General features: G+C 38.3%; 20 protein-coding genes and 6 pseudogenes. 22 read left to right on the top strand and 4 right to left on the bottom strand.

Features of this window, described 5'->3' with window-relative positions; genetic code table 11:
* From B3R79_RS04405 to B3R79_RS04305, 21 genes and pseudogenes are all read left to right on the top strand, one after another.
* A pseudogene (locus tag B3R79_RS04405) lies at positions 1-108 on the top strand (carbonic anhydrase); the annotation flags it as partial.
* Between the two features lie 27 nt (positions 109-135).
* A complete protein-coding gene (locus B3R79_RS04400; protein WP_293693974.1) occupies positions 136-1,062 on the top strand; it encodes an aldo/keto reductase in 927 nt (308 codons plus the stop codon).
* Positions 1,063-1,100: 38 nt separating this feature from the next.
* Positions 1,101-1,598 carry an LURP-one-related/scramblase family protein gene (locus B3R79_RS04395; RefSeq protein ID WP_168261161.1) on the top strand — a complete coding sequence of 166 codons (498 nt, stop codon included), beginning with the start codon at positions 1,101-1,103 and terminating at the stop codon, positions 1,596-1,598.
* Positions 1,599-1,719: 121 nt separating this feature from the next.
* The gene (gltX, locus tag B3R79_RS04390; RefSeq protein WP_168261160.1) at positions 1,720-3,177 is read left to right on the top strand and encodes a glutamate--tRNA ligase; all 1,458 of its coding nucleotides are present in this window, start codon (positions 1,720-1,722) and stop codon (positions 3,175-3,177) included.
* 34 nt (positions 3,178-3,211) lie between these two features.
* Positions 3,212-3,793, top strand: coding sequence for an NUDIX hydrolase (locus B3R79_RS04385; RefSeq protein WP_293693972.1), 582 nt, complete (start codon positions 3,212-3,214; stop codon positions 3,791-3,793).
* A gap of 242 nt (positions 3,794-4,035) precedes the next feature.
* A complete protein-coding gene (locus B3R79_RS04380; RefSeq protein WP_154455287.1) occupies positions 4,036-5,226 on the top strand; it encodes an argininosuccinate synthase in 1,191 nt (396 codons plus the stop codon).
* A gap of 278 nt (positions 5,227-5,504) precedes the next feature.
* On the top strand, positions 5,505-6,905 hold the full coding sequence (argH, locus tag B3R79_RS04375) for an argininosuccinate lyase (protein ID WP_293693970.1): 1,401 nt from the start codon (positions 5,505-5,507) through the stop codon (positions 6,903-6,905).
* Between the two features lie 105 nt (positions 6,906-7,010).
* Complete coding sequence (gene rnpA, locus B3R79_RS04370) at positions 7,011-7,370, top strand: ribonuclease P protein component (protein ID WP_154455285.1); 360 nt, start codon at positions 7,011-7,013, stop codon at positions 7,368-7,370.
* The gene (locus B3R79_RS04365) at positions 7,354-8,169 is read left to right on the top strand and encodes a YidC/Oxa1 family membrane protein insertase (RefSeq protein WP_167829311.1); all 816 of its coding nucleotides are present in this window, start codon (positions 7,354-7,356) and stop codon (positions 8,167-8,169) included. Before rnpA ends, B3R79_RS04365 begins: the two co-directional genes overlap by 17 nt.
* Positions 8,170-8,180: 11 nt before the next feature.
* Positions 8,181-9,191: an RNA-binding cell elongation regulator Jag/EloR gene (gene jag, locus B3R79_RS04360; RefSeq protein ID WP_293693968.1), complete on the top strand. Its 1,011-nt coding sequence runs from the start codon at positions 8,181-8,183 to the stop codon at positions 9,189-9,191.
* Positions 9,192-9,315: 124 nt separating this feature from the next.
* The gene (locus B3R79_RS04355; RefSeq protein ID WP_293651009.1) at positions 9,316-10,167 is read left to right on the top strand and encodes an ABC transporter ATP-binding protein; all 852 of its coding nucleotides are present in this window, start codon (positions 9,316-9,318) and stop codon (positions 10,165-10,167) included.
* A complete protein-coding gene (locus B3R79_RS04350) occupies positions 10,168-11,007 on the top strand; it encodes an ABC transporter permease (protein ID WP_293693966.1) in 840 nt (279 codons plus the stop codon). It begins immediately after the preceding gene.
* Between the two features lie 22 nt (positions 11,008-11,029).
* Positions 11,030-11,483: pseudogene (locus B3R79_RS04345) on the top strand (LytTR family DNA-binding domain-containing protein).
* Positions 11,484-11,827: 344 nt separating this feature from the next.
* Complete coding sequence (locus tag B3R79_RS04340; protein ID WP_006531779.1) at positions 11,828-11,989, top strand: hypothetical protein; 162 nt, start codon at positions 11,828-11,830, stop codon at positions 11,987-11,989.
* A pseudogene (locus B3R79_RS07435) lies at positions 11,961-12,203 on the top strand (replication initiator protein A); the annotation flags it as partial. The gene B3R79_RS04340 and the pseudogene B3R79_RS07435, both read left to right, overlap by 29 nt.
* A gap of 230 nt (positions 12,204-12,433) precedes the next feature.
* Complete coding sequence (locus B3R79_RS04330) at positions 12,434-12,904, top strand: hypothetical protein (protein ID WP_293693976.1); 471 nt, start codon at positions 12,434-12,436, stop codon at positions 12,902-12,904.
* On the top strand, positions 12,897-13,031 hold the full coding sequence (locus tag B3R79_RS04325) for a hypothetical protein (RefSeq protein WP_268828079.1): 135 nt from the start codon (positions 12,897-12,899) through the stop codon (positions 13,029-13,031). Before B3R79_RS04330 ends, B3R79_RS04325 begins: the two co-directional genes overlap by 8 nt.
* Before the next feature lie 260 nt (positions 13,032-13,291).
* Positions 13,292-13,618: a hypothetical protein gene (locus tag B3R79_RS04320; protein ID WP_014295381.1), complete on the top strand. Its 327-nt coding sequence runs from the start codon at positions 13,292-13,294 to the stop codon at positions 13,616-13,618.
* 84 nt (positions 13,619-13,702) lie between these two features.
* Positions 13,703-13,861, top strand: a pseudogene (gene dltC, locus B3R79_RS04315) (D-alanine--poly(phosphoribitol) ligase subunit DltC); the annotation flags it as partial.
* Positions 13,860-14,534, top strand: a pseudogene (locus B3R79_RS04310) (malic enzyme-like NAD(P)-binding protein); the annotation flags it as partial. The pseudogenes dltC and B3R79_RS04310, both read left to right, overlap by 2 nt.
* Positions 14,535-14,555: 21 nt before the next feature.
* Positions 14,556-15,740: a 2-hydroxycarboxylate transporter family protein gene (locus tag B3R79_RS04305; protein ID WP_293693963.1), complete on the top strand. Its 1,185-nt coding sequence runs from the start codon at positions 14,556-14,558 to the stop codon at positions 15,738-15,740.
* A 123-nt stretch (positions 15,741-15,863) separates the two neighbouring features.
* Here the strand turns inward: B3R79_RS04305 and B3R79_RS04300 are convergent, their stop codons facing one another.
* The 4 genes and pseudogenes from B3R79_RS04300 to B3R79_RS04285 form a co-directional block, all read right to left on the bottom strand.
* Entirely contained in the window at positions 15,864-17,069 is a 1,206-nt protein-coding gene (locus B3R79_RS04300; protein ID WP_039671247.1) for an L-lactate MFS transporter, read from the bottom strand.
* Positions 17,070-17,227: 158 nt separating this feature from the next.
* Positions 17,228-17,569 carry an ATP-binding cassette domain-containing protein gene (locus tag B3R79_RS04295; protein WP_250319019.1) on the bottom strand — a complete coding sequence of 114 codons (342 nt, stop codon included), beginning with the start codon at positions 17,567-17,569 and terminating at the stop codon, positions 17,228-17,230.
* A gap of 18 nt (positions 17,570-17,587) precedes the next feature.
* Positions 17,588-18,274 (bottom strand): ABC transporter transmembrane domain-containing protein, encoded by a 687-nt coding sequence (locus B3R79_RS04290; protein WP_257903772.1) that lies wholly within the window; start codon positions 18,272-18,274, stop codon positions 17,588-17,590.
* An 18-nt stretch (positions 18,275-18,292) separates the two neighbouring features.
* A pseudogene (locus tag B3R79_RS04285) lies at positions 18,293-18,657 on the bottom strand (transposase); the annotation flags it as partial.
* Between the two features lie 199 nt (positions 18,658-18,856).
* On the opposite strand from B3R79_RS04285, the gene B3R79_RS04280 reads away from it, so the two are divergent.
* Positions 18,857-20,653: a heavy metal translocating P-type ATPase gene (locus B3R79_RS04280; protein ID WP_168261152.1), complete on the top strand. Its 1,797-nt coding sequence runs from the start codon at positions 18,857-18,859 to the stop codon at positions 20,651-20,653.
* Positions 20,654-21,313: the final 660 nt, after the last annotated feature.

Genomic DNA, 21,313 nt, shown 5'->3' with positions numbered 1-21,313 from the left:
GAGGATGTTAGAAAGCTGCGCGAGTCGCCGTTGATTCCTGATGATATTGTGATTTCTGGTGCTGTTTATGATGTGAATACTGGTCGCATCAGTGAAGTAACACTCTAGGTGTTTGATTTTGAAAAAGGAGAGAAAATGAGATATATCAAATTTGGCGAGCGCCAAAAGGAAGTTTCAGAAGTTGTTTTGGGATTAATGCGCATTTCAGAAATGACGGTTGATCAAGTTGAAGACTTGATTGAGTCTGCTCTGGCGGTTGGAATTAATGCCTTTGATATTGCTGATTGTTATGGTCATGGAAAATGTGAACAGATTTTAGGAGAGGTGTTGAAACGTCGTCCTGACTTGCGTGAGAAGATGTGGATTCAATCAAAATGTGGTATCCGCATGGAAGAATTTACTTATTTTGATTTTTCAAAAGAGCATATTTTAGAAGCTGTGGATGGCATTTTAGAGCGTCTTAATGTTGATTACATTGATTCTTTGTTACTTCATCGTCCAGATGCGCTTATGGAGCCTGCAGAAATTGCGGAAGCTTTTGATTTGTTGAAGTCACAGGGAAAAGTTATCGATTTTGGTGTCTCAAATCAAAATCCGATGATGATGGCATTGATTCAAAAAGATGTTAACCAACCTTTGGTGGCTAATCAATTGCAACTGAGTGCAGCCTTTACCCCTAGTTTTGACGCTGGTTTTCATGTCAATATGAAACAAGAGGCTGGGATTGTTCGCGACAGCAGTATTTTTGAATATTGTTGCTTGCATGATGTGGTGATTCAAGCTTGGTCAGTACTTCAGTTTGATTATTTTGGCGGTGTTTTCTTGGGTTCTGAGAAATACCCTGAGTTAAATCACGTTTTAAACCGTTTGGCTGAAAAATATCATGTCAGCCCGTCAGCGGTTGCTATTGCTTGGGTGTTGCGATATCCAGCAAAAATGCAAGCTGTGATTGGAACAACCAAAAAAGCTCGTGTTGCTGAAGCAGCTAAGGCGGCAGAAATCCAGTTAACGCGAAAAGAATGGTATGAAATCTACTTGGCTGCGGGCAATGATTTGCCATAAAAATGCCTTTAGGGTTTTGAGTAAATTGGGAGAAGTTTATGCGAAAATTTGAAATCAGCCAAAAATTCTGGTCGCTAGCTGGCAAGTTTGACATCTTTGATGAGGATAGTCGTTTGGCTTATCAGGTTCAAGGTTCTTTTCTGAAACTATTTAAGGAATTTACTATTTTTGATGGACAAAGAAAGACTGTCAGTCATATTAAGCAGCAGTTTAGTTTTCCTTTCCAGAAATTTATGGTGACTTTTGCGGATGGTAAGGAAATCACGATTCAAAAACGTTTTTCACTGTTGAAAGCTAAGTATGATATTTCTGATTTTGGTTTAGAAGTAGCTGGGGATATTTGGAATATGACATTTAGCCTTCTTAACCAAGGACGTGAGGTGGCTAAGATTCATCAAGAATGGTTTAAATTTCCTTCAACTTATCGAGTGGAAATTGCTGATGATTCTTTGTCTGACCTTGTCATTTCTTTGGTTATTGCTATTGATTATATCAAGGAAAAAGAGTCAAGTGCAGCTAGTTCAGCATCAAGTTAAAGTTCAATTGTTCTAAATCTTGGATATAGGAAGGAATTCAGCTGATTTCAGCTGAATTTTTTGTTCCAAGACTCAAGATTGTGCTATAATAGGAATGATTGAAATGTAATAGGAGATGACAATGCCTAAGAAGATTCGTGTGCGTTACGCACCAAGTCCAACGGGACTTTTACACATCGGAAATGCGCGAACTGCGCTCTTTAATTACCTTTACGCTCGTCACCATGGTGGTGATTTTATTATCCGTATCGAAGATACTGACCGTAAACGCCATGTCGAAGACGGTGAACGTTCACAATTGGAAAACCTCAAATGGTTGGGAATGGATTGGGACGAAAGCCCAGAAACTCATGACAAATACCGCCAATCAGAACGTTTGGATATTTACCAAAAATACATCGACCAATTGTTGGCAGAAGGTAAAGCTTATAAATCATACGTTACAGAAGAAGAATTAGCTGCTGAACGTGAACGCCAAGAAGTTGCTGGTGAAACACCACGCTACATTAACGAATTTCTTGGTATGTCTGAGGATGAAAAAGCAGCCTACATTGCTGAACGTGAAGCAAAAGGCATCGTTCCAACGGTTCGCTTGGCTGTCAACGAATCAGGTATCTACAAATGGAATGATATCGTTAAAGGCGAGATTGAATTTGAAGGTGGCAACATCGGTGGTGACTGGGTTATCCAGAAAAAAGATGGTTATCCAACTTACAACTTTGCCGTTGTCATTGACGACCACTTAATGGAGATTTCACATGTTATCCGTGGAGATGACCACATTGCCAATACACCAAAACAATTGATGGTTTACGAAGCACTTGGCTGGGAAGCACCTGAGTTTGGTCACATGACTTTGATTATCAACTCTGAAACAGGTAAAAAACTATCAAAACGTGACACCAACACGCTTCAATTTATCGAAGATTACCGCAAAAAAGGCTATATGCCAGAAGCTGTCTTTAACTTCATTGCTCTTCTTGGTTGGAACCCAGGTGGTGAGGATGAAATCTTCTCACGTGAAGAATTGATTAAACTCTTTGACGAACATCGTTTGAGCAAATCTCCAGCTGCCTTTGACCAAAAGAAAATGGATTGGATGAGCAACGAATACATCAAGAATGCTGATTTTGATACCATTTTTGCGATGGCAAAACCATTCTTGGAAAAAGCTGGTCGTTTGACAGACAAGGCTGAAAAATTAGTGGAACTTTACAAACCACAAATGAAATCTGTGGACGAAATCGTTCCATTGACAGACTTGTTCTTTGAAGATTTCCCAGAATTAACTGATGCTGAAAAAGAATTCATGGCTGGTGAAACTGTACCAACCGTTCTTGAAGCCTTCAAAGCAAAATTAGAAGCGATGAGTGATGAAGATTTCAAATCTGAAAACATCTTCCCACAAATCAAAGCCGTTCAAAAAGAAACAGGCATCAAAGGTAAAAACCTCTTCATGCCAATCCGTATCGCCGTTTCAGGTGAAATGCACGGTCCAGAACTTCCAGATACTATCTACCTTCTTGGTCGTGAAAAATCAATCGAACACATCGATAACATGCTTAAAAGCCTGTCATAATGAGTGACGAGGCAAAATGGGAAGGAGATTGGGGATGGGGCAATATCAGGAGTTATTGGTAGAATACCTTTTGAATAACCCTGATGAGCAGTCTGCTTGTGACAATCTTTTAAGTCAGGTAGCTACTGAAACAGATAGTGAATTGACGAATAGAAAGAACTTTAGAGGGCATTTTACAGCTTCTATATTTGTCGTATCAGAGCAAGATAACAGGGTTTTGATGCTTCACCATAATATTCTAAAGAGATACCTGCAACCAGGAGGTCACATTGAACCTTCTGACCAAAATCCTCTAATGGCTGCCAAAAGAGAGTTGGTTGAAGAAACTCAGATTGATGCGGAAAACTTAGTCTATAAATGTGTAAATCCGCTCAATCCGCTTGTTCCATTCCACATCTCTATTCATAAAATTCCAGAAAATACATTAAAAAATGAAAAAAGTCATTACCACTATGATTGCCAATACCTATTTTTATCGAGCAAGGATACTCAGGTTATCATAGATGAGAAAGAGTCTAGTTCATTTGAGTGGATTGAATGGGATGTTTTTAAACAGATGACAGGCTATCAGAAAATAGCCCAAAAAATTGAGGATTTAAGATTGCAGAGTCATTAAATGACCTAACCTATCACAATTTGTGGTAGGTTATTTTTTTATGCCAGAATACTTGCTCTGTATTTCTTGTATAAAAGAAGATGATTTTTTGTATATATACCGTATAACACTTATAAAAGATAAAAAACGGGATATTTTTTGAAAAAATATTCAAATTTCTATTGACAATATGATTTTACCTGTGTATAATTATGCACATAAAATTAATAAAGACGAAAACTATAAGAAAAGAGAGAAGTTCTATGGAAAAAGAAAAAGTGATTTTAGCCTACTCAGGCGGTTTGGATACATCAGTTGCGATTACTTGGCTTAAAAAAGATTATGATGTGATTGCGGTTTGTATGGATGTTGGTGAGGGCAAAGACCTTGACTTTATTCATGATAAGGCACTTAAGGTCGGAGCGATTGAGTCTTATGTCCTTGATGTTAAGGATGAGTTTGCTGAGGAGTATGTTCTCCCAGCCTTGCAAGCTCATGCTTACTACGAGCAAAAATACCCTTTGGTATCAGCCCTTAGCCGTCCAGTTATTTCTAAAAAATTGGTGGAAATCGCCCACGAAACGGGTGCAACAACTATTGCCCACGGTTGTACAGGTAAGGGAAACGACCAAGTGCGTTTTGAAGTGGCCATTGCTGCGCTGGACCCAAGTCTAAAAGTGATTGCGCCAGTGCGTGAGTGGAAATGGTCACGTGAGGAAGAAATTGAGTACGCTAAAGCAAACGGCGTTCCAGTTCCAGCTGACCTTGACAATCCTTATTCTGTTGACCAAAACCTTTGGGGTCGTGCCAATGAATGCGGTGTTCTTGAAAATCCTTGGAATCAAGCTCCAGAAGACGCCTTTGGCATTACAACGTCACCAGAAGAAGCACCTGACACACCAGAATTTGTGGATATTGAATTTAAAGCAGGAAAACCCGTTGCCCTAAACGGCGAAGCCATGAAATTGACAGACCTTATCCAAGCATTGAACACGATTGCTGGAAAACACGGTGTTGGACGTATTGACCACGTGGAAAACCGTTTGGTTGGTATCAAATCGCGTGAAATCTACGAATGCCCTGGAGCTATCACACTTTTGACTGCCCACAAAGAAATCGAAGATTTGACCTTGGTGCGTGAAGTATCACATTTCAAACCCATTCTTGAAAATGAATTGTCAAATTTGATTTACAATGCCCTTTGGTTTAGCCCAGCAACCCAAGCCATTATTGCCTACATCAAAGAAACGCAAAAAGTAGTAAATGGTATTGCGAAAGTGAAATTATACAAAGGCCACGCCCAAGTGGTGGCACGTCAATCACCAAATTCACTTTACGATGAAAACTTGGCAACTTATACATCAGCCGATAGCTTTGACCAAGACGCAGCCGTAGGTTTCATCAAACTTTGGGGACTACCCACCCAAGTCAATTCACAAGTCAACAACCAATAAGACAAGAAAATTGGTGGGATACTGTTTAGGCTTAGGAGACAACAAGCTTATCCATCAAGCTTCAGATAAAAAGGGACAGGGAGCCCTATCTGAACCTCTTTTCTTATAACTTTCATTCGCAAGTGCCAACAGAGAGTGGCATCGAACTTAAATAAGGCCATCCAGCGAGATGCCTTTAAGCCCAGCACCCCGTGAGGTGAAATAGCTAGAGCAATCTAGCTTTTTTAATAACAATACCAACACGAAATCGTGATTGCTTTTAGGAAAAGGAAACGATTATGAATAAGAATGACAATTATAAATTATGGGGCGGGCGTTTTGAGGCTGGTCTTGAAAAATGGGTTGAGGAATTTGGAGCATCCATTTCTTTTGACCAAAAAATGGCAGAATTTGATTTGAAAGGGTCAATTGCCCATGTGACTATGCTGGGTGAAACAGGTATTATCACTAAAGACGAGGCTGATCAAATCAAGGCAGGTTTGGAAGAACTTTTAGCAGAATACAAGGCAGGCCAGATAACTTTTGACGTGTCAAATGAGGATATCCACATGAATATGGAAAGCCTTTTGACTGCTAAAATTGGTCCTGTGGCGGGTAAATTGCACACGGCACGTTCGCGTAATGACCAAGTGGCAACGGATATGCACCTGTATTTGAAGGCAAAATTGGATGAGGTGATTGGTAAGTTGGCTCATTTGCGGGAAACCTTGGTGGATTTGGCACAAGAGCACGTTTACACCATCATGCCAGGTTATACCCACCTGCAACACGCTCAGCCTATTTCATTTGGGCATCACTTGATGGCTTACTATAATATGTTCACGCGTGACAGTGAACGTTTTGTGTTTAACGTGAAACATACAGACCTCTCTCCTCTTGGTGCGGCAGCCTTGGCGGGAACGACTTTCCCTATTGACCGTAACATGACAGCGGATTTGATGGGATTTGCCAAACCTTATAGCAATTCCTTGGACGCTGTATCTGACCGTGATTTTATCTTGGAATTTTTGGCCAATAGTTCGATGTTGATGATGCACATGAGCCGTATGTGCGAAGAAATCATCAACTGGTGCTCAAATGAATTTCAGTTTATCATCCTATCAGATACGTTTTCAACAGGGTCATCTATTATGCCGCAAAAGAAAAACCCTGATATGGCCGAGTTGATTCGTGGAAAATCAGGGCGTGTTTATGGCAATTTGATTGGGTTATTGACCGTGATGAAATCTTTGCCGCTGGCTTACAATAAAGACTTGCAAGAGGACAAGGAGGGTATGTTTGATACGGTGGAAACCATTACGGTGGCCATTGATATTTTGGCAGGAATGCTCAAAACCATGACGGTTAATAAAGAGCACATGGCTGAGTCAACAGAGAAAGATTTTTCAAATGCAACAGAGTTAGCCGATTATCTAGCTAGCAAGGGTCTACCGTTCCGTCAAGCCCACGAAATCGTCGGCAAGTTAGTCTTGGAATGCACCAAGGCAGGTTGTTATTTGCAAGATGTGCCGCTGGAGCGTTACCAAACTATTTCTGACTTGATTGAGGCGGATATTTACGATACGTTGGCTTCTCACACGGCTGTCAAACGCCGTCATTCGCTTGGTGGTACAGGCTTTGACCAAGTACAGTGGCAAATTGACCAAGCCAAACAATGCTTAGCTCAGCAAAAAGATTAGGTGAGATAAACGTCTAACAGAAGATATTGAGCCCACAACCATTAGAGGTTGGGGCTTTTTGAATTTTTATGGTATAATAGACATAATTTAGAATGGAGTCGTACGTTGAAGAAAACCTATCGTGTTAAAAGTGACAAAGATTTTCAGACTATTTTCAGTCAAGGCACTAGTGTTGCCAACCGAAAATTTGTCGTTTATTATTTCAAAAAAAATCAAAGCCACTATCGGGCAGGGCTTTCTGTAAGCAAAAAACTTGGAAATGCTGTGACACGAAACAGTATCAAGCGAAAAATTCGACACGTCCTTTTGGAATTCTCACCTCATTTGCAGCCTTACGACTTTGTGATTATTGCGCGTAAAGGTGTCGAGGAGCTAGACTACCATGAAGTGAAAAAGAATTTACTCCATGTTTTAAAAATTGCTAATCTATATCAGGAAGGTCTAACTAGTGAAAAGAAACTTTAAATTATTAGGACTTAGCGGTCTTAGTTTATTACTTCTAACGGCTTGTGGTACTGGAGAAGTGACAGCCTCATCAACAAATGGATGGGACCAGATTGTTTATTTCTTTGCCAAAGCCATTCAGTGGCTATCCATTAACGGTCGTATCGGTGTTGGGATTGTGCTCTTCACCATTGTTATCCGAACCCTCATGATGCCGCTTTACAATATTCAAATCAAATCTGGTCAAAAAATGCAAGACTTGCAACCAGAGTTGAGAGAATTGCAAAAGCGTTACCCAGGTCGTGATACAGATAGCCGTATGAAATTGGCTGAGGAAAGCCAAGCTCTTTACAGAAAATACGGTGTCAATCCTTATGCGACCATGATTCCTTTGTTGGTACAATTGCCGATTTTGATGGCCTTGTATCAAGCTTTGACTCGCGTTTCTTTCTTGAAGACAGGGACTTTCTTGTGGATTGAATTGTCACAACCAGACCCTTACTTCATCTTGCCGTTGGCAGCTGCTTTGTTTACTTTCTTGTCATCTTGGTTGACCAATAAGGCTGCGCGTGAGCAAAACATGGCCATGACTGTGATGACTTATGTCATGCCGGTCTTGATTTTCTTTATGAGTTTCCGATTGGCTTCAGGGGTTGTGCTTTACTGGTCTGTATCCTATGCTTTCCAAGTTTTCCAAATCCTTTTGTTAAATAACCCATTTAAAATTATTGCAAAACGTTTGGAAGAAGAGCAAGCAGAAAGAGAACGTGCTGCTAGAATTCGCCGAGCTAAAAAGAAAGCTCAAAGAAGAAAAAGGTAGGAGAGGAAAGTATGGTATTATTCACAGGTCGAACTGTTGAAGAAGCAATCGAAAAAGGGCTAAACGAGATGCAACTAACCCGCTTGAAAGCTCATATTAAAGTCGTTTCTCGTGAAAAACATGGTTTTTTAGGATTTGGTAAAAAACCAGCTCAAGTTGATATTGAAGGCATTAATGAAGTAACGGCTCATAGGGCAGACCAAAAGGCTGTCAGAGGCGTTCCTGATACCATCAATCAACAAAACACCCCCGTTTCTTCTCAACTTGAGGACACACTGGAATTGCGCAAAATTTCAGGAATCATCAAGCAAATGGAAGAACGTGGCGAAAAGATTGATGATGAAGTTAAGGAAAACATCGTCAAACACAAAAAATCGACCCAAAGAATTCTTGAAGAAGCTGGTCATACAGCGGTTTTAGAGGCCTTGGAAAAGGCTGATACTCCAGAAAATACAGCTGACACCCAAGAAGTTTCAGCAAGCCCCGAAATTACTGTTTCTGAACCAACTCCAGAAACACCAAAAGAAGAGCCTGTTTCATCGACTGACAACCGTGCTGAATTGAGCAATGATATCGAAAAAGCGGCTGAAGAAGTAGCTGCCTATGTCGAAAAAATCATTTATGAAATGGATATCGAAGCAACGCTTGAAACCAGTCACAACCGCCGCCAAATCAATTTGCAAATTGAAACACCAGAGGCAGGACGTGTAATTGGCTATCACGGTAAAGTCTTGAAATCATTGCAATTGTTGTCACAAAACTTCTTGCATGACCGTTATTCAAAGAATTTTTCAGTGATTTTAAATGTGCATGATTACATGGAACACCGCACGGAAACCTTGATTGAATTTACCCGAAAAGCAGCTAATCGCGTGCTTGAAACAGGTAAAGATTATGTCATGGATCCCATGAGCAATAGTGAGCGAAAAATCGTCCACAAAACTATCACCAGCATTGAAGGCGTGGATAGTTATTCAGAAGGTAGTGACCCAGATCGCTACGTGGTTGTGACAGCTGTTTAATAAATTTACAGAGCCGTTAAGGCTCTTTTTTTTGTCGGTTAGTTGCTATTTTTCACCGCTTACCGTAAGATGGCTATTTTGTTGGGACTTTTTTGCTATAATAGCTGTAAAAGGGGGGAAGGTTATGTTGATTAGAACGAAGAAGCTTACGAAAACATTTGGAGACCAATTGGTGATTGATCATTTGGATTTGGAAGTTGAAGAGGGAATGTTAATAGCCTATATTGGCACAAATGGTGCTGGTAAATCTACGACAATGCGGATGTTGACGGGTCTTTTGGCACCGACCTCTGGTGAAATTGAATTAGCGCCAGATTTAAAAATCGGAATGGTCTTTCAAGAGAGTGTCTTGGATGCGGAATTAACTGTTTTGGATAATTTGAGAAGTCGTTTGGCGCTTTACCGTAACCGTGATAAGGATTGGATGGATAAACTGATTCGTTTGACGAGGATCGATGCTTTTCTTAATCAGACATATGGTACTTTGTCAGGTGGGCAACGTCGTCGCGTTGATATTGTTCGTGCACTTTTAAATAAGCCTAATTTGCTTTTCTTGGATGAGCCGACAACCGGGCTTGATATACAGACACGAGAAGCTATTTGGCAATTATTACGCCAGTTGCAAGCGGAAGAAAAATTAACAATCTTTTTGACAACGCATTACCTTGAAGAAGCTGAAAATGCGGATATGGCTTATATTATTGACCATGGCAAGGTTTTGGCAAAAGGGTCAGCCAAGGAATTGAAAGAAACTTATACACAGCCCCATTTATTAATCAAAACACAACAAGTGAAAGCCTTTCAGGATACCGATTATTATCTACAAGCGGATGATTGTTTGAAAATTGAGGTTAACAGTGTATCAGAAGCTCTAACGATTTTGTCGGACAAGCGAGCCGTGATTGAGGATTTTGATTACAAAAAGGCTAATATTAACGATGTCTTTTTAAGCATTACGGGAAGGGAGATGGCGTAAATGGTTGCGATGACAAAACGAAATTTGAAACTTTATTTTTCCAATAAAATGAGTGTTTTTTTCTCGATGTTGGGAGCTTTGATTGCTTTTGGTTTATACATTATTTTCTTGCAAAAAAATATGCAGGATTCTTGGTCTGGAACCCCACATTTGGAAGAAGTTTTAGATAATTGGGTGATTGGTGGTACCTTGGCGATAACGAGCATTACGACAACTTGGACAGGAATTGTTCGCTTAGTTCATGACCGAGAAAATCACAAGCTAGAAGATTTTTTATTGACTGATACGTCACGTTTTAAAGTCTATCTGGGTTATTTAATGTCAGCGAGTATCATTGGTTTTACCATGCAAGCATTTATGTTTGTCGTGATGAAACTCTATTTTCATTGGCAAGATAAGATTAGCCTTTCTGCCTCACATTTACCACAAATACTTGGTATAATGGTTTTAGGGTCATTACTCGGAGCAAGTCTTGCTTTGTTGATTTTACAATTTGTCAAATCGATAGAATCTAGTGAGGCTTTATCAACTATTGTTGGGACAGTTTCAGGGTTTCTCGTGGGCGTTTATATGCCACTTGGAGCACTACCGAATATTGCACAAATTGTGGTTAAAATAACGCCAGCAGCCTACGTCGCTGCGGCTTATCGTCAGGTATTGATTAACCAAGACTATCTTGGAAAATCAGAAAAAGCGTACTTAGGCATTGGGTTAAAATTAAAAGAATTGACGACGGTCAATCAAGAATTGCTAATCATCAGTGGTGTGCTGGTTATTAACCTTAGCGTTCTAGCAATGATGTTAATCGTCAAAGAAAAACGTCCAGTGATTAGTGGATAAGTAGAAAATGAGGGGGAGAGCTGTGCACTATCAATTCGAGGAAAATAAGCAGTTACCAAAAGATGTTATTGAAGTCTTAGTTAAAAGCTGTCAGTTTGACAATTCCGTACAAAAAAGTTCTGGATTATCTTGCCCAATTTGAACAAACAGATCCGGCAGTTTTGCCGATAAAAACGGTAGATTGTATTGAAATGTTGCATGTGGCAGATTTGCTTCTCGTTGATGTTGATGGCTCTACCCTTATTTTGGAAACGACGCAGGGACGATTGCTGACTAACGACCGATTGTATAAATTTCGCAATCGCTTAGCAAATCCAGATTTTGTACAGGTTTCTAAGCATGCTTTGATTAATATCAATCATTTGAAAGCACTTGAGAATAGCTTTTCAGGCAATATGTTAGCGATATTGACAGGAAAAATCAAAGCAGATGTTAGTCGGCGTTATTTGTCAGAGTTGGAAAACTTGGGATTGTGAGGTGACATTGATGAAATGTTTAACGACTGGGGTATTGATGGAAATACTAAAGTCATTACTGATGAGGAAGGTGGTTTATTTTATTCTTTAACTGATAACTATGCTATCCTAAAGACATATGCTACTGACAGTGGTGAATAAATATTCAGTCAACACTTCTCATTGAGGTGAGTTATTTAATTTCAGACCTCTTCAAACGCCTTGAAAAGCTGCATTGGGGATTTGATTTGTTAAAAAAGAGCGGTAAGTGTCTAGAGTTTTGAGAATTAATAAAATAAATCTATAAGTCAAGAGAGCAATGAAAATTGTTCTCTTTTTCTGTACTAAAAAGAAAGGATACAAACATGACTTCTAATGAACTACATTCGCGTGAAATACTCATTGAATTTTTGATGTTTGAGTTAAAAATTTCACGTAAAGAAAGTCAAAGTCAACTTGCTGAATTAGAAAAATTTGGTCTTATTGAAATAAAACCAAATGGTCAGCTTTATTTTAAAATGGTATAGATTTATGGTTTTTAATGCAATAACTGTAGAACAGTATGAAACGTCTGAACGATATTTTAAACTTCCAAAACTTTTATTTGAAAGTCCTCGTTATGAAGATATGCGATTAGATTCAAAAGTATCTTATTCAATCTTAAAAGATAGACTAAGCCTTTCCCTAAGAAATAATTGGGTTGATGAAGAGGGACGAATTTATCTAGTTTATTCAAATACAAGTTTGATGAAAATTCTTAAAGTATCAAAGTCAACTTTGTTAAGGATAAAAAAACAATTAGCTGAATACGATTTAATTAAGGAAGTTCAACAGTCAACTAGTAGTAAAGGAAACCTTGCTAATCGTATTTATCTTGGAAACTTGATTGTTGATGATTTTGACGCTAACGATGATGAATTACCCGGGGTGTCAAATTTAGACCAGGGGGGTGTCAAAATAATACGGGGGTGGTGTCAAATTCAGCCCCTAATGAGACTGAATATAACGAGACTAATTATAGTGATCATATTAGTTCTAGAAAGACTGAGAAAAATTCTAATGAATTTTCACAGTCAACTGAAACTAATCAGTCATTATCACAAAATCAATCAACTCCATTCGTTGAACCAAAGTATTATTCTCTCTTGCAAATAATTGCTGATAAATACAATGACCAGATGTTTGGTTTCCCAGATGTCCTAACAATGACTCATAACCAGAAAATGAAAATCGGACAATATTTAGCAAGTGGCTATGTAACAAGTGCTGAAGTATTAAACATGATTGAACGTATTCCAAAGGATAGTGCATCACCATTAGCCTATTTGCTGAAATCACTAGAAAACTTAAAACAAGAACGACTGTATGAGCAAAAAGAAATTGCACATCGAAATGCAAAGGCTTATCATGAACTGCGTTTGCAAGGAGGAAACTATGTTTAGCATTGTGTTTGTTATTATTAGCTTTATTGTTCTTGCGGGCATTACCTTACTAACAATTGAAATTCACAATGCCCCACTTATGGCTGATGATGAGATGACTATATTACCGTCAAAGGATAAACAGTGATACTACAAGGAGAACTCAAAATGTCAATCTTGACCTAAGCAGGTCTTAAAACTGCTTGTGCCCTTTGACAATTAAACACCAACACCGATCTGATCAGCAAGCCTATGGAATAACAATGAATAAGGAAGACGGTGTAACAGCCTTTTAAAAGGGAAGGCACGTCCTGGCTTAACTCCTGTTTAGGAGTTGTGAGTATTACTCATGCGTTTAAATTTGCGGATAGAATTTATTTCTACATAAGCAGCAGAAAGGAGTTTGCTATACCAAACTTACAAAAAGTATTTGATAGACCAGAAATGACTCTATCAGACTTACGTCTTCTTGGACAACAAGGTGAAGCTATTCTTTACCTTGTTGACGGAAGGCAAGCCATTGTCAGACCAAAGTTTGCAGTAGTGCAAGAAAAACGAATGGTTAATGGCAATTGGCAAGTTGTTAGTGAAGAGATTCTCCGTTTTCACGAGATCTACTCAGCAATTCTAACCGTCAAGCGAAAACACTTTATCATTGCTGAGAGAATTAATCGAAACGGAGATAATCTTCTTGTGTTAACAGGAGTTGGCTATCATCGCCAACGAAATGAATAAAGGAGGAAACCAATGAAAAAGATTAAAGCAGTCGCTTTATTTTCAACAGCTATTTTAGCAACGGCTTCAACAGGAGTTTAGCAAATGGATATTAAATCAGATGTATTAGCAATTATTGATGATCTTTTTATGGAAGACGTTTCAGACATGATGGATGAAGATTTGTTTGACGCAGGCGTCCTTGATAGTATGGGAACTGTCGAATTGATTGTTGAATTGGAAAGTCATTTTGATATTGATATTTCAACACTTCTTCATGATTGACAAACAAGGTCTTCTTTTCGATGACATGGAAGATTTGACACCTGCTCAAAAACCATTTGCTAAAAAACGTGAAGACTTCACTGACTGCGGTGATATGACAAGCCTTCTTAACGTTATTAAAACAGTTAAACCAACAATCTTGGTTGGTACATCAACTGATGCTGGTGCCTTCACTAAAGAAGTTGTTGAAGCAATGTGTGAAAACACTGAACGTCCAGTTATCTTCCCAATTTCAAACCCAACTAAGAAATTAGAAGCAACTGCTGAGCAAGTTATAGAATGGTCAGACGGTAAAGCCTTCGTTGCTACTGGTGTGCCTTCAGGTACAGTAAGCTACAAAGGCGTTGATTATCAAATCGGTCAAGCAAACAATGCTCTAATCTATCCAGGTCTTGGTCTTGGTATGTTGGCTTCTGAAGCATCACTTCTTACAGATGAAATGATTGGTGCTGCAGCTCACTCACTTAGTGGTCTTGTAGATCCAGGTCAACCAGGAGCACCTGTTCTTCCTCCATTCCAATACGTTGCTGAAGTTTCTATCAAAGTTGCGGAAGCTGTTGCCAAAAAAGCTCAAGAACAAGGTTTGGCTCAAGCTGAAGAAAAAGACATGGCTAAAGCTGTTCGTGACCTTAAATGGTATCCAAAATATTAATGAAGGAGGATAACCATTCGTATGAAAAAATTCTCGAACGTTAAAATTGCGGGTGTTTCCGCTCCACTTTATAAGGCTCTGGTTATCATTTTAGCTGTTGTTATTGCTATGGGGAAACTACCGCTCAATATGGTTGGAATTACTTTCATGTTGGTCATTTTAGGACATCTTTTCTACTTCCTTGGTGAACGATTACCATTTTGGAATACTTACCTTGGTGGTGGGTCAGTCTTTACCTTGCTGTTAGCCGCAATCTTAGCTTCAACAGGATTGATTCCAAGATCAGTTGTCTCAGCCACTTCTAGTTTCATGAGTGATTGGGGTTTTCTAGATTTTTATATTGCAGCGCTTATTTGTGGCTCAATTCTAGGGATGAACCGCAAACTTTTGGTGAAAGGCTTTGGACATTCTGTCATGTACATTTCATTTGCCCAAATGGCAGGAGGAATGGGTGCAGGAATCGTGCCATTATCCAAAATCTATGCGGCTGGATTGCACACAGATGCCTCATCAATCTTGTCACAATTAGCCCCAGCAACCACGCTAGGAAATATTTTTGCCATTATCGGTGCCATTGTGTTGGCGCGTGGATTTGCTAACACCAAATTCAATGGGCACGGTGTGCTCATCCCTGTTGACAAAGACGATTTGAAAAAATCTGAAGCTCCGCTTGACCCTACAAAAATCGGTGTCGGAATGATGCTTGCCTTTGCCCTTTTCCTTATCGGCGTTATCTTAAATGCCTTTATTCCAAAAGTGCACAGCTATGCCTTTATGATTATCATTGTCTTTGTTCTCAAAGCGCTTGATATTGTACCAAAACCATTAGAAGAAGCAGTGGTTATGTTTAATCGTGTGATTATGACTAACTTGACACACGCTGTTTTGGCAGGTATTGGGCTTTCAATGATTGATTTGAGTTCATTAGCGCAAGCCATGACATGGCAATTTGTCCTTATCGGTTTAACATCTGTTGTGTCAATAGGACTTGCTAGCTGGATTTTGGGACAGGTTCTCGGTATGTATCCAGTCGAAACAGCTATCGGTGCTGGGATGATTAACAATTCCATAGGTGGCACAGGAAATATCGCTGTGCTTTCTGCGGCGGACCGCATGGAAATGATTGCCTTTGCCCAAATGGCAAACCGACTTGGCGGTGCAATCGTCCTCATCCTTGGAGGAATCCTAATCCAATTTTTACATTAATTCAACACTTTACTCCTTAAAATGTATTGAATACCCTTTAAAATTTGTGTTTACTCTGAAAAAATAGACAATATTATTACACAGAACCCCCTAGCTTGCTCACCACAGGCTAGGGGGTTATTTTTATGATAAATATTTATTTTCTTTTTGTGATTTTAGCCAAAGTGTAATAGCTAGTGCAAGTAGATAGAGTAGGATAAAGATAATAAGAGTACTTGTGTATGATTTGGTTGCTGAGTATGTGACAGCAAGCAGCATTGGACCTGCTAGCGCAGCCATTCCCCAAGCTGTTAAAATATAACCGTGCATGGTTGCTAGCTCTTTAGCACCGAAAATATCGCTAAGATATGGTGGAATGAGTGAGAAGCCAGCTCCGTAGCAAGTCATGAGCACAGCCATGGCAATGGTGAACAATGCTGGCGCGTGAAGGAATATGAGCGATACAGTCATGAGTATATTAACAACAAATAAAATAAGGAAGGTCAGCGGACGACCGATATAGTCTGACAAGCTAGCCCAGAGCAATCTTCCAAAGCCATTGAAAATTCCCATAAGCCCAACGATAATGGCAGCTTGGTTGGCAGTCATGCCAGCTATATCTTGTGCCATAGGTGAGACAACAGAGATTAAGGCAAGCCCACAAGAAATGTTGATGAAGAGAATTAGCCAGAGCAGGTAAAATTCAACTGTTTTTAAGGCTTTTTTAGCTCCAATACCTTGACTTAATTGCTTATGACTGTCGTCAGTATCCTGTTCACTGTAGGATGGAAATTTGAGAAACTGTGAGACGATAAGCATGACCAGAAAATAAGCTCCCCCTAACAGGTAAAAGGTGTTGATAACATCATATTTGGTGATTAAAAAATGCGCAATTGGACCGGTTAAAAGAGAGGCAAAGCCAAATCCCATGATAGCTAGCCCAGTTGCCAGCCCTCGTTTATCAGGAAACCACTTGATAATCATTGATACGGGTGTGACATAGCCCGTACCCAGCCCGATACCGCCAAGGACACCATAACCAAGATAAAGCAGAAAGATACTATGCTGGGCAATAGCAAAGCCTGTCAGGATGTTTCCAGAAGCATATAAGATAGCAGAAATGGTACCAGTAACACGAGGTCCAAATTTTTCCACAACTTGCCCCATAAATGCAGCCGACATGCCCAAACAGAAAATGGCAAGCGAAAAAGCAAAGGCAATCGCTGATTGATTCCAGCTAGTCTCAGCAATAATAGGATTACGATAAACACTCCAAGCGTAGGTAGAGCCTAGCATTAAATGCAAGATAACACCACAACTTGCGATGACATAACGATTGTTGGTAGACATTACTTCTCCTTTTTACGAATATTAAGACACAATGTTTTAAATAATGTTAGGATATTATTATATCTTATTTTTATTATAAGTCAAATAGTATTTTTGTTGTATAAAAAACGAACGATAAAAAAGAGGCAGCTAAGAATGTTCAGAGTTTTATAATTTGGTCAAATAAAGCTATCCACATGTGCAAAAGTCAAAACCTTTTTAAAAACGTCCTTATCCACAGAACGACTAAGGGTCAGATTATCAAGTAAAGATTCTTTAAAAATATGTGGTTTTTGAGGAATCAAGGCAAAAATAGTTTGCAAACTTTCTAGCAACGTATCTTTGTAATGATGATTATCAATCACAATATCACCGTCATAGCAGGTCAATTCTCCTGTTAATACTCGGATTAATGTTGATTTTCCAGCACCCGAGCCTCCCACAATAGCAACTTTTTCTCCTTTCTTAATCGTAATATTAGGATAGGTGATGCTATTGCCATTTTCAAAAGTGACACACAAATCGTGAATAACCAATTCTTAATTAAAATTAGTTATGGCATCGAGATTCTCAATACTTACTTTTTTAGGGTATTTTTCTAGCAATTTAAAGGTCGCTTTAAAGGTAACAATGTTATAAGCAGCTCCCCTAGTGTAGTTGAATAGGCAACTGGTTAGATTGGCAATTGAGAAAATAACCCCCGTAGTGATTTCCCCCTTAATGACTAGATAACCAGTAACCATAAAAATAATTACTTGTGCCACAACACTTGACATCAATGAAAGAGAATTAGCCGTACTAGAGCTTCTTGCCAACTTAACCTTGGATTTTACCACTGTGAAAAAGTCTGCTAAAATGCGATTTTTAAAGTAAGCAGTTTGATTATTGTGGAAAAAAATGTCAAAACCACTTAAATAATCACTTGTACGATTTAAAGCAACAGTCAAATCAGATGAAACAGCCTCCGTTTCTTGTGCAATATTATTTTCAAAAATTTTAGGAAGAAAGTAAACTAAAGCAGTCATTAAAATACTAACCGCAAGTAGTAGCCAATGAAAATAAATGATAGCAAAAGCGTTAAATAGCACAGTTATAATACTTTCAATGGCGCTGTATAACTGATTAAAACCGTTATCTTTTAATAAATTCATGTCATTAATTAACCATGAATTGTATTCGTCCTTGCTATGATGAGAGTTACCTGCATATGAATCGCTCTTTGTCAACTGTAATAGGTGTCAAAGTTAAACTCTAGCGAGAACAAATGATGTTCTCGATTTTTTGATGTTTAAAGCGAGGTAAATGCGTTTTTTAAAGTTGTCAAAGTTCCTGTAACCAAAAGTGTTTCGTTTAATATCTTTGATGAGTTTGTTAGTAGCTTCAGGTTTGACGTTAGAATAAGGGAGTAGCATTAGTGATGTATTTCTGATAACGGATAAAGGTTGTAGTAATTTTTAAGTTGCGGTACGTGTTTGAAAAATCTTTTTAAATACTCTTTAGATATTAGAGTTTCTCTGAAAGTCCTTGAATAAAAAGCATTGGGCGATAATTTTCGACTATCCTTTTGAATGAGTTTCCAGTAATATTTTAGAACACGGTATTCAAGAGATTTTTTCACGCCCATAAATAGTCACTTACTGCATTCTATGAAGTTAGATAAAAGTCACACTATGATAATAAGATATATTGACTTAGCTCAGTAAAATATTTGTTGCACTTAATAATTTGATTTTTATTTAGAATCATTATAAATAGTAGTTTTTTTGGAACTATTATAATATAATAAAAGTAAGAAAGAGGTGAATAGAATGTCAAACTTCAAAAAATTACTTACAACTCTAACTATTGCACTATGTGCATTGGTTATTAATTTTATTCTTCATAAACCAGATTTGGCCTACATTCTAGTGGCTATTGCCGGCGGTATTATGTCTTTATCAATGCTTATTGATATGATTAAGACTTTAAAATCTGGTCAGTACGGTGTTGATATTCTAGCTATTTCAGCTATTATTGCTACCTTACTTGTTGGTGATTATTGGGCTAGTCTTATGATTCTCATCATGCTTACAGGTGGGGAAAGTCTTGAAGATTATGCCAGTAAACAGGCCAGTCGTGAATTACGAAGTCTTCTTGATAATAGTCCCAAAATTGCACATCGCTTGATTGGACACGAGTTGGAAGATGTTCCTGTTGAAGCTTTAAAAATTGGTGATGTAGTCGTCGTTAGACCTGATGAGATGGTGCCAGTAGATGGACGTATTTTACGTGGAGAATCTGATTTTAATGAAGCCTCACTGACTGGTGAATCTAAACCAATTGAAAAGAAGGTTGGAGATAATATTTTATCTGGTTCTATGAATGGTTCAAATTCTATCCAATTTGAAGTTACTTCACTGGCTGAAGATAGTCAATACCAACAATTGGTGAGATTGGTAAAAGAGTCAACTTCAAATCCTGCACCATTTGTTAGACTTGCTGATCGCTATTCAATTCCTTTTACAGTCATTGCTTATGTAATCGGTGGATTTGCTTGGTTTGTCTCAAAAGATCCAGTGCGTTTTGCTCAAGTCCTTGTTGTAGCTTCGCCATGTCCCCTAATATTAGCAGCCCCTGTAGCACTGGTTGCTGGCATGAGTCAAGCATCAAAGAACGGGATTATTATTAGAACAGGGACAACCCTAGAAAAGTTGTCTGGTGCAAAATCTGTAGCTTTTGATAAGACGGGTACTATTACACAAGGAAACCTAGCTGTCAATCAAATCATCGCAGTTGAAGGGACCACGGAAGAAGAACTCATTCAGCTTGCAGCAAGTCTTGAACAAAATTCATCACATATCTTAGCACGTTCACTAGTACAATACGCTAAAAGTAAAGGTATTACATTTTTACCTGTCACATCAGCAACTGAAGTAACGGCTCAAGGTATCATAGGAAAGATTTCAGGTAATGAAGTTTCAGCAGGCAAACCGAGCCTTATCAAAAACTTTAGTTCTGAAAATCTTTCAAAAGAAACTAGCATTTATGTTGGTAAAAACGGTCATCTACTCGGATATATTACTTTTAAGGACTCCGTTCGACCTGAAGCCAAGGAAACAATGCAAAAACTCCAACAAATGGATGTTAAAAACCTAGTTATGCTCACTGGAGATAAATATTCAGTCGCTAAGGAAATAGCAGAGCAGGTTGGTATTAATAAAGTCTTCGCAGATTGCTTACCGCAGGATAAAATTAAGCACTTAAAAGATATTGAAGTCCAAAATGGACCAGTTTTAATGGTGGGAGATGGTGTAAATGATGCCCCAGCCCTTGTAACCGCAGATGTCGGAATTGCTATGGGTGCTCATGGATCAACAGCAGCAAGTGAGAACGCAGATGTTGTCATCATGAAAGATGATTTGAGTAAGGTTGCACAAGTTATTGCTATTGCAAAACACACCATGAAAATCGCTAAACAATCTGTTTTAATTGGTTTATTTGTTTGTTTAGTGCTGATGGTCATTGCAGCAACAGGTGTCATCCCAACTTTATTAGGAGCTATGCTTCAAGAAGTTGTTGATACTGTTTCAATTCTCTCAGCATTACGAGCACGTAAAAATGTGTGATATAATTGCTTGAGATTCAATCTGTCAATTAAATTAGACATAAAAATCTATGTTAGATTAGATGATACACTACCAAGTTAGAAAAATAATAAGTTGAAAAGTATTGCTTTCATCAGATAATAACTAATGATGCCATATAGTGTATAAAATAAAAATATAGCCTATTTTAAGAAAAGGGATGAAGTTGGATTGTATTCAAAAGTATTTTTTATCATAGTTTGATTTTTGAAAGTTGGTATTATAAAAACACTTCTAATTGTTAGATTCTATATTGACAATTAGGAGTGTCTTTCAAACTAGGGTAATCTTGTTATGATAATCATTAATCATAATATTTATCAATTATAGTATGTTAACTTTTATAATAATATTCGAGCTAAATTTGACATTGAAGTTAATATGTAGCAGTAACTTTTCAAATTGTAATGTTAAGATAAAAGATGAAAGCTAGAATGGATAAGAATAACGAGGTCTAATATGCATAGACTAGTTGCTAATAGTTTCTCCATGGTGATCATATGTTCTGAAGAAGTTTTTTGTGGTAGAAGATGACTTGAAGAACTATTTTTTAGATATTTAATTCCTACTACAAGTGTAGTAATAAGAGCTATAAGTATAATTGTTATAACCAATAAATTTGACCTGATATAATTAAGTTGT

It is taken from the genome of Streptococcus sp. UBA3373 (genome assembly GCF_002360305.1).
In the GTDB taxonomy this organism is placed as follows: domain Bacteria; phylum Bacillota; class Bacilli; order Lactobacillales; family Streptococcaceae; genus Streptococcus; species Streptococcus alactolyticus.
This window is presented reverse-complemented; position numbering and strand designations above follow the sequence as displayed.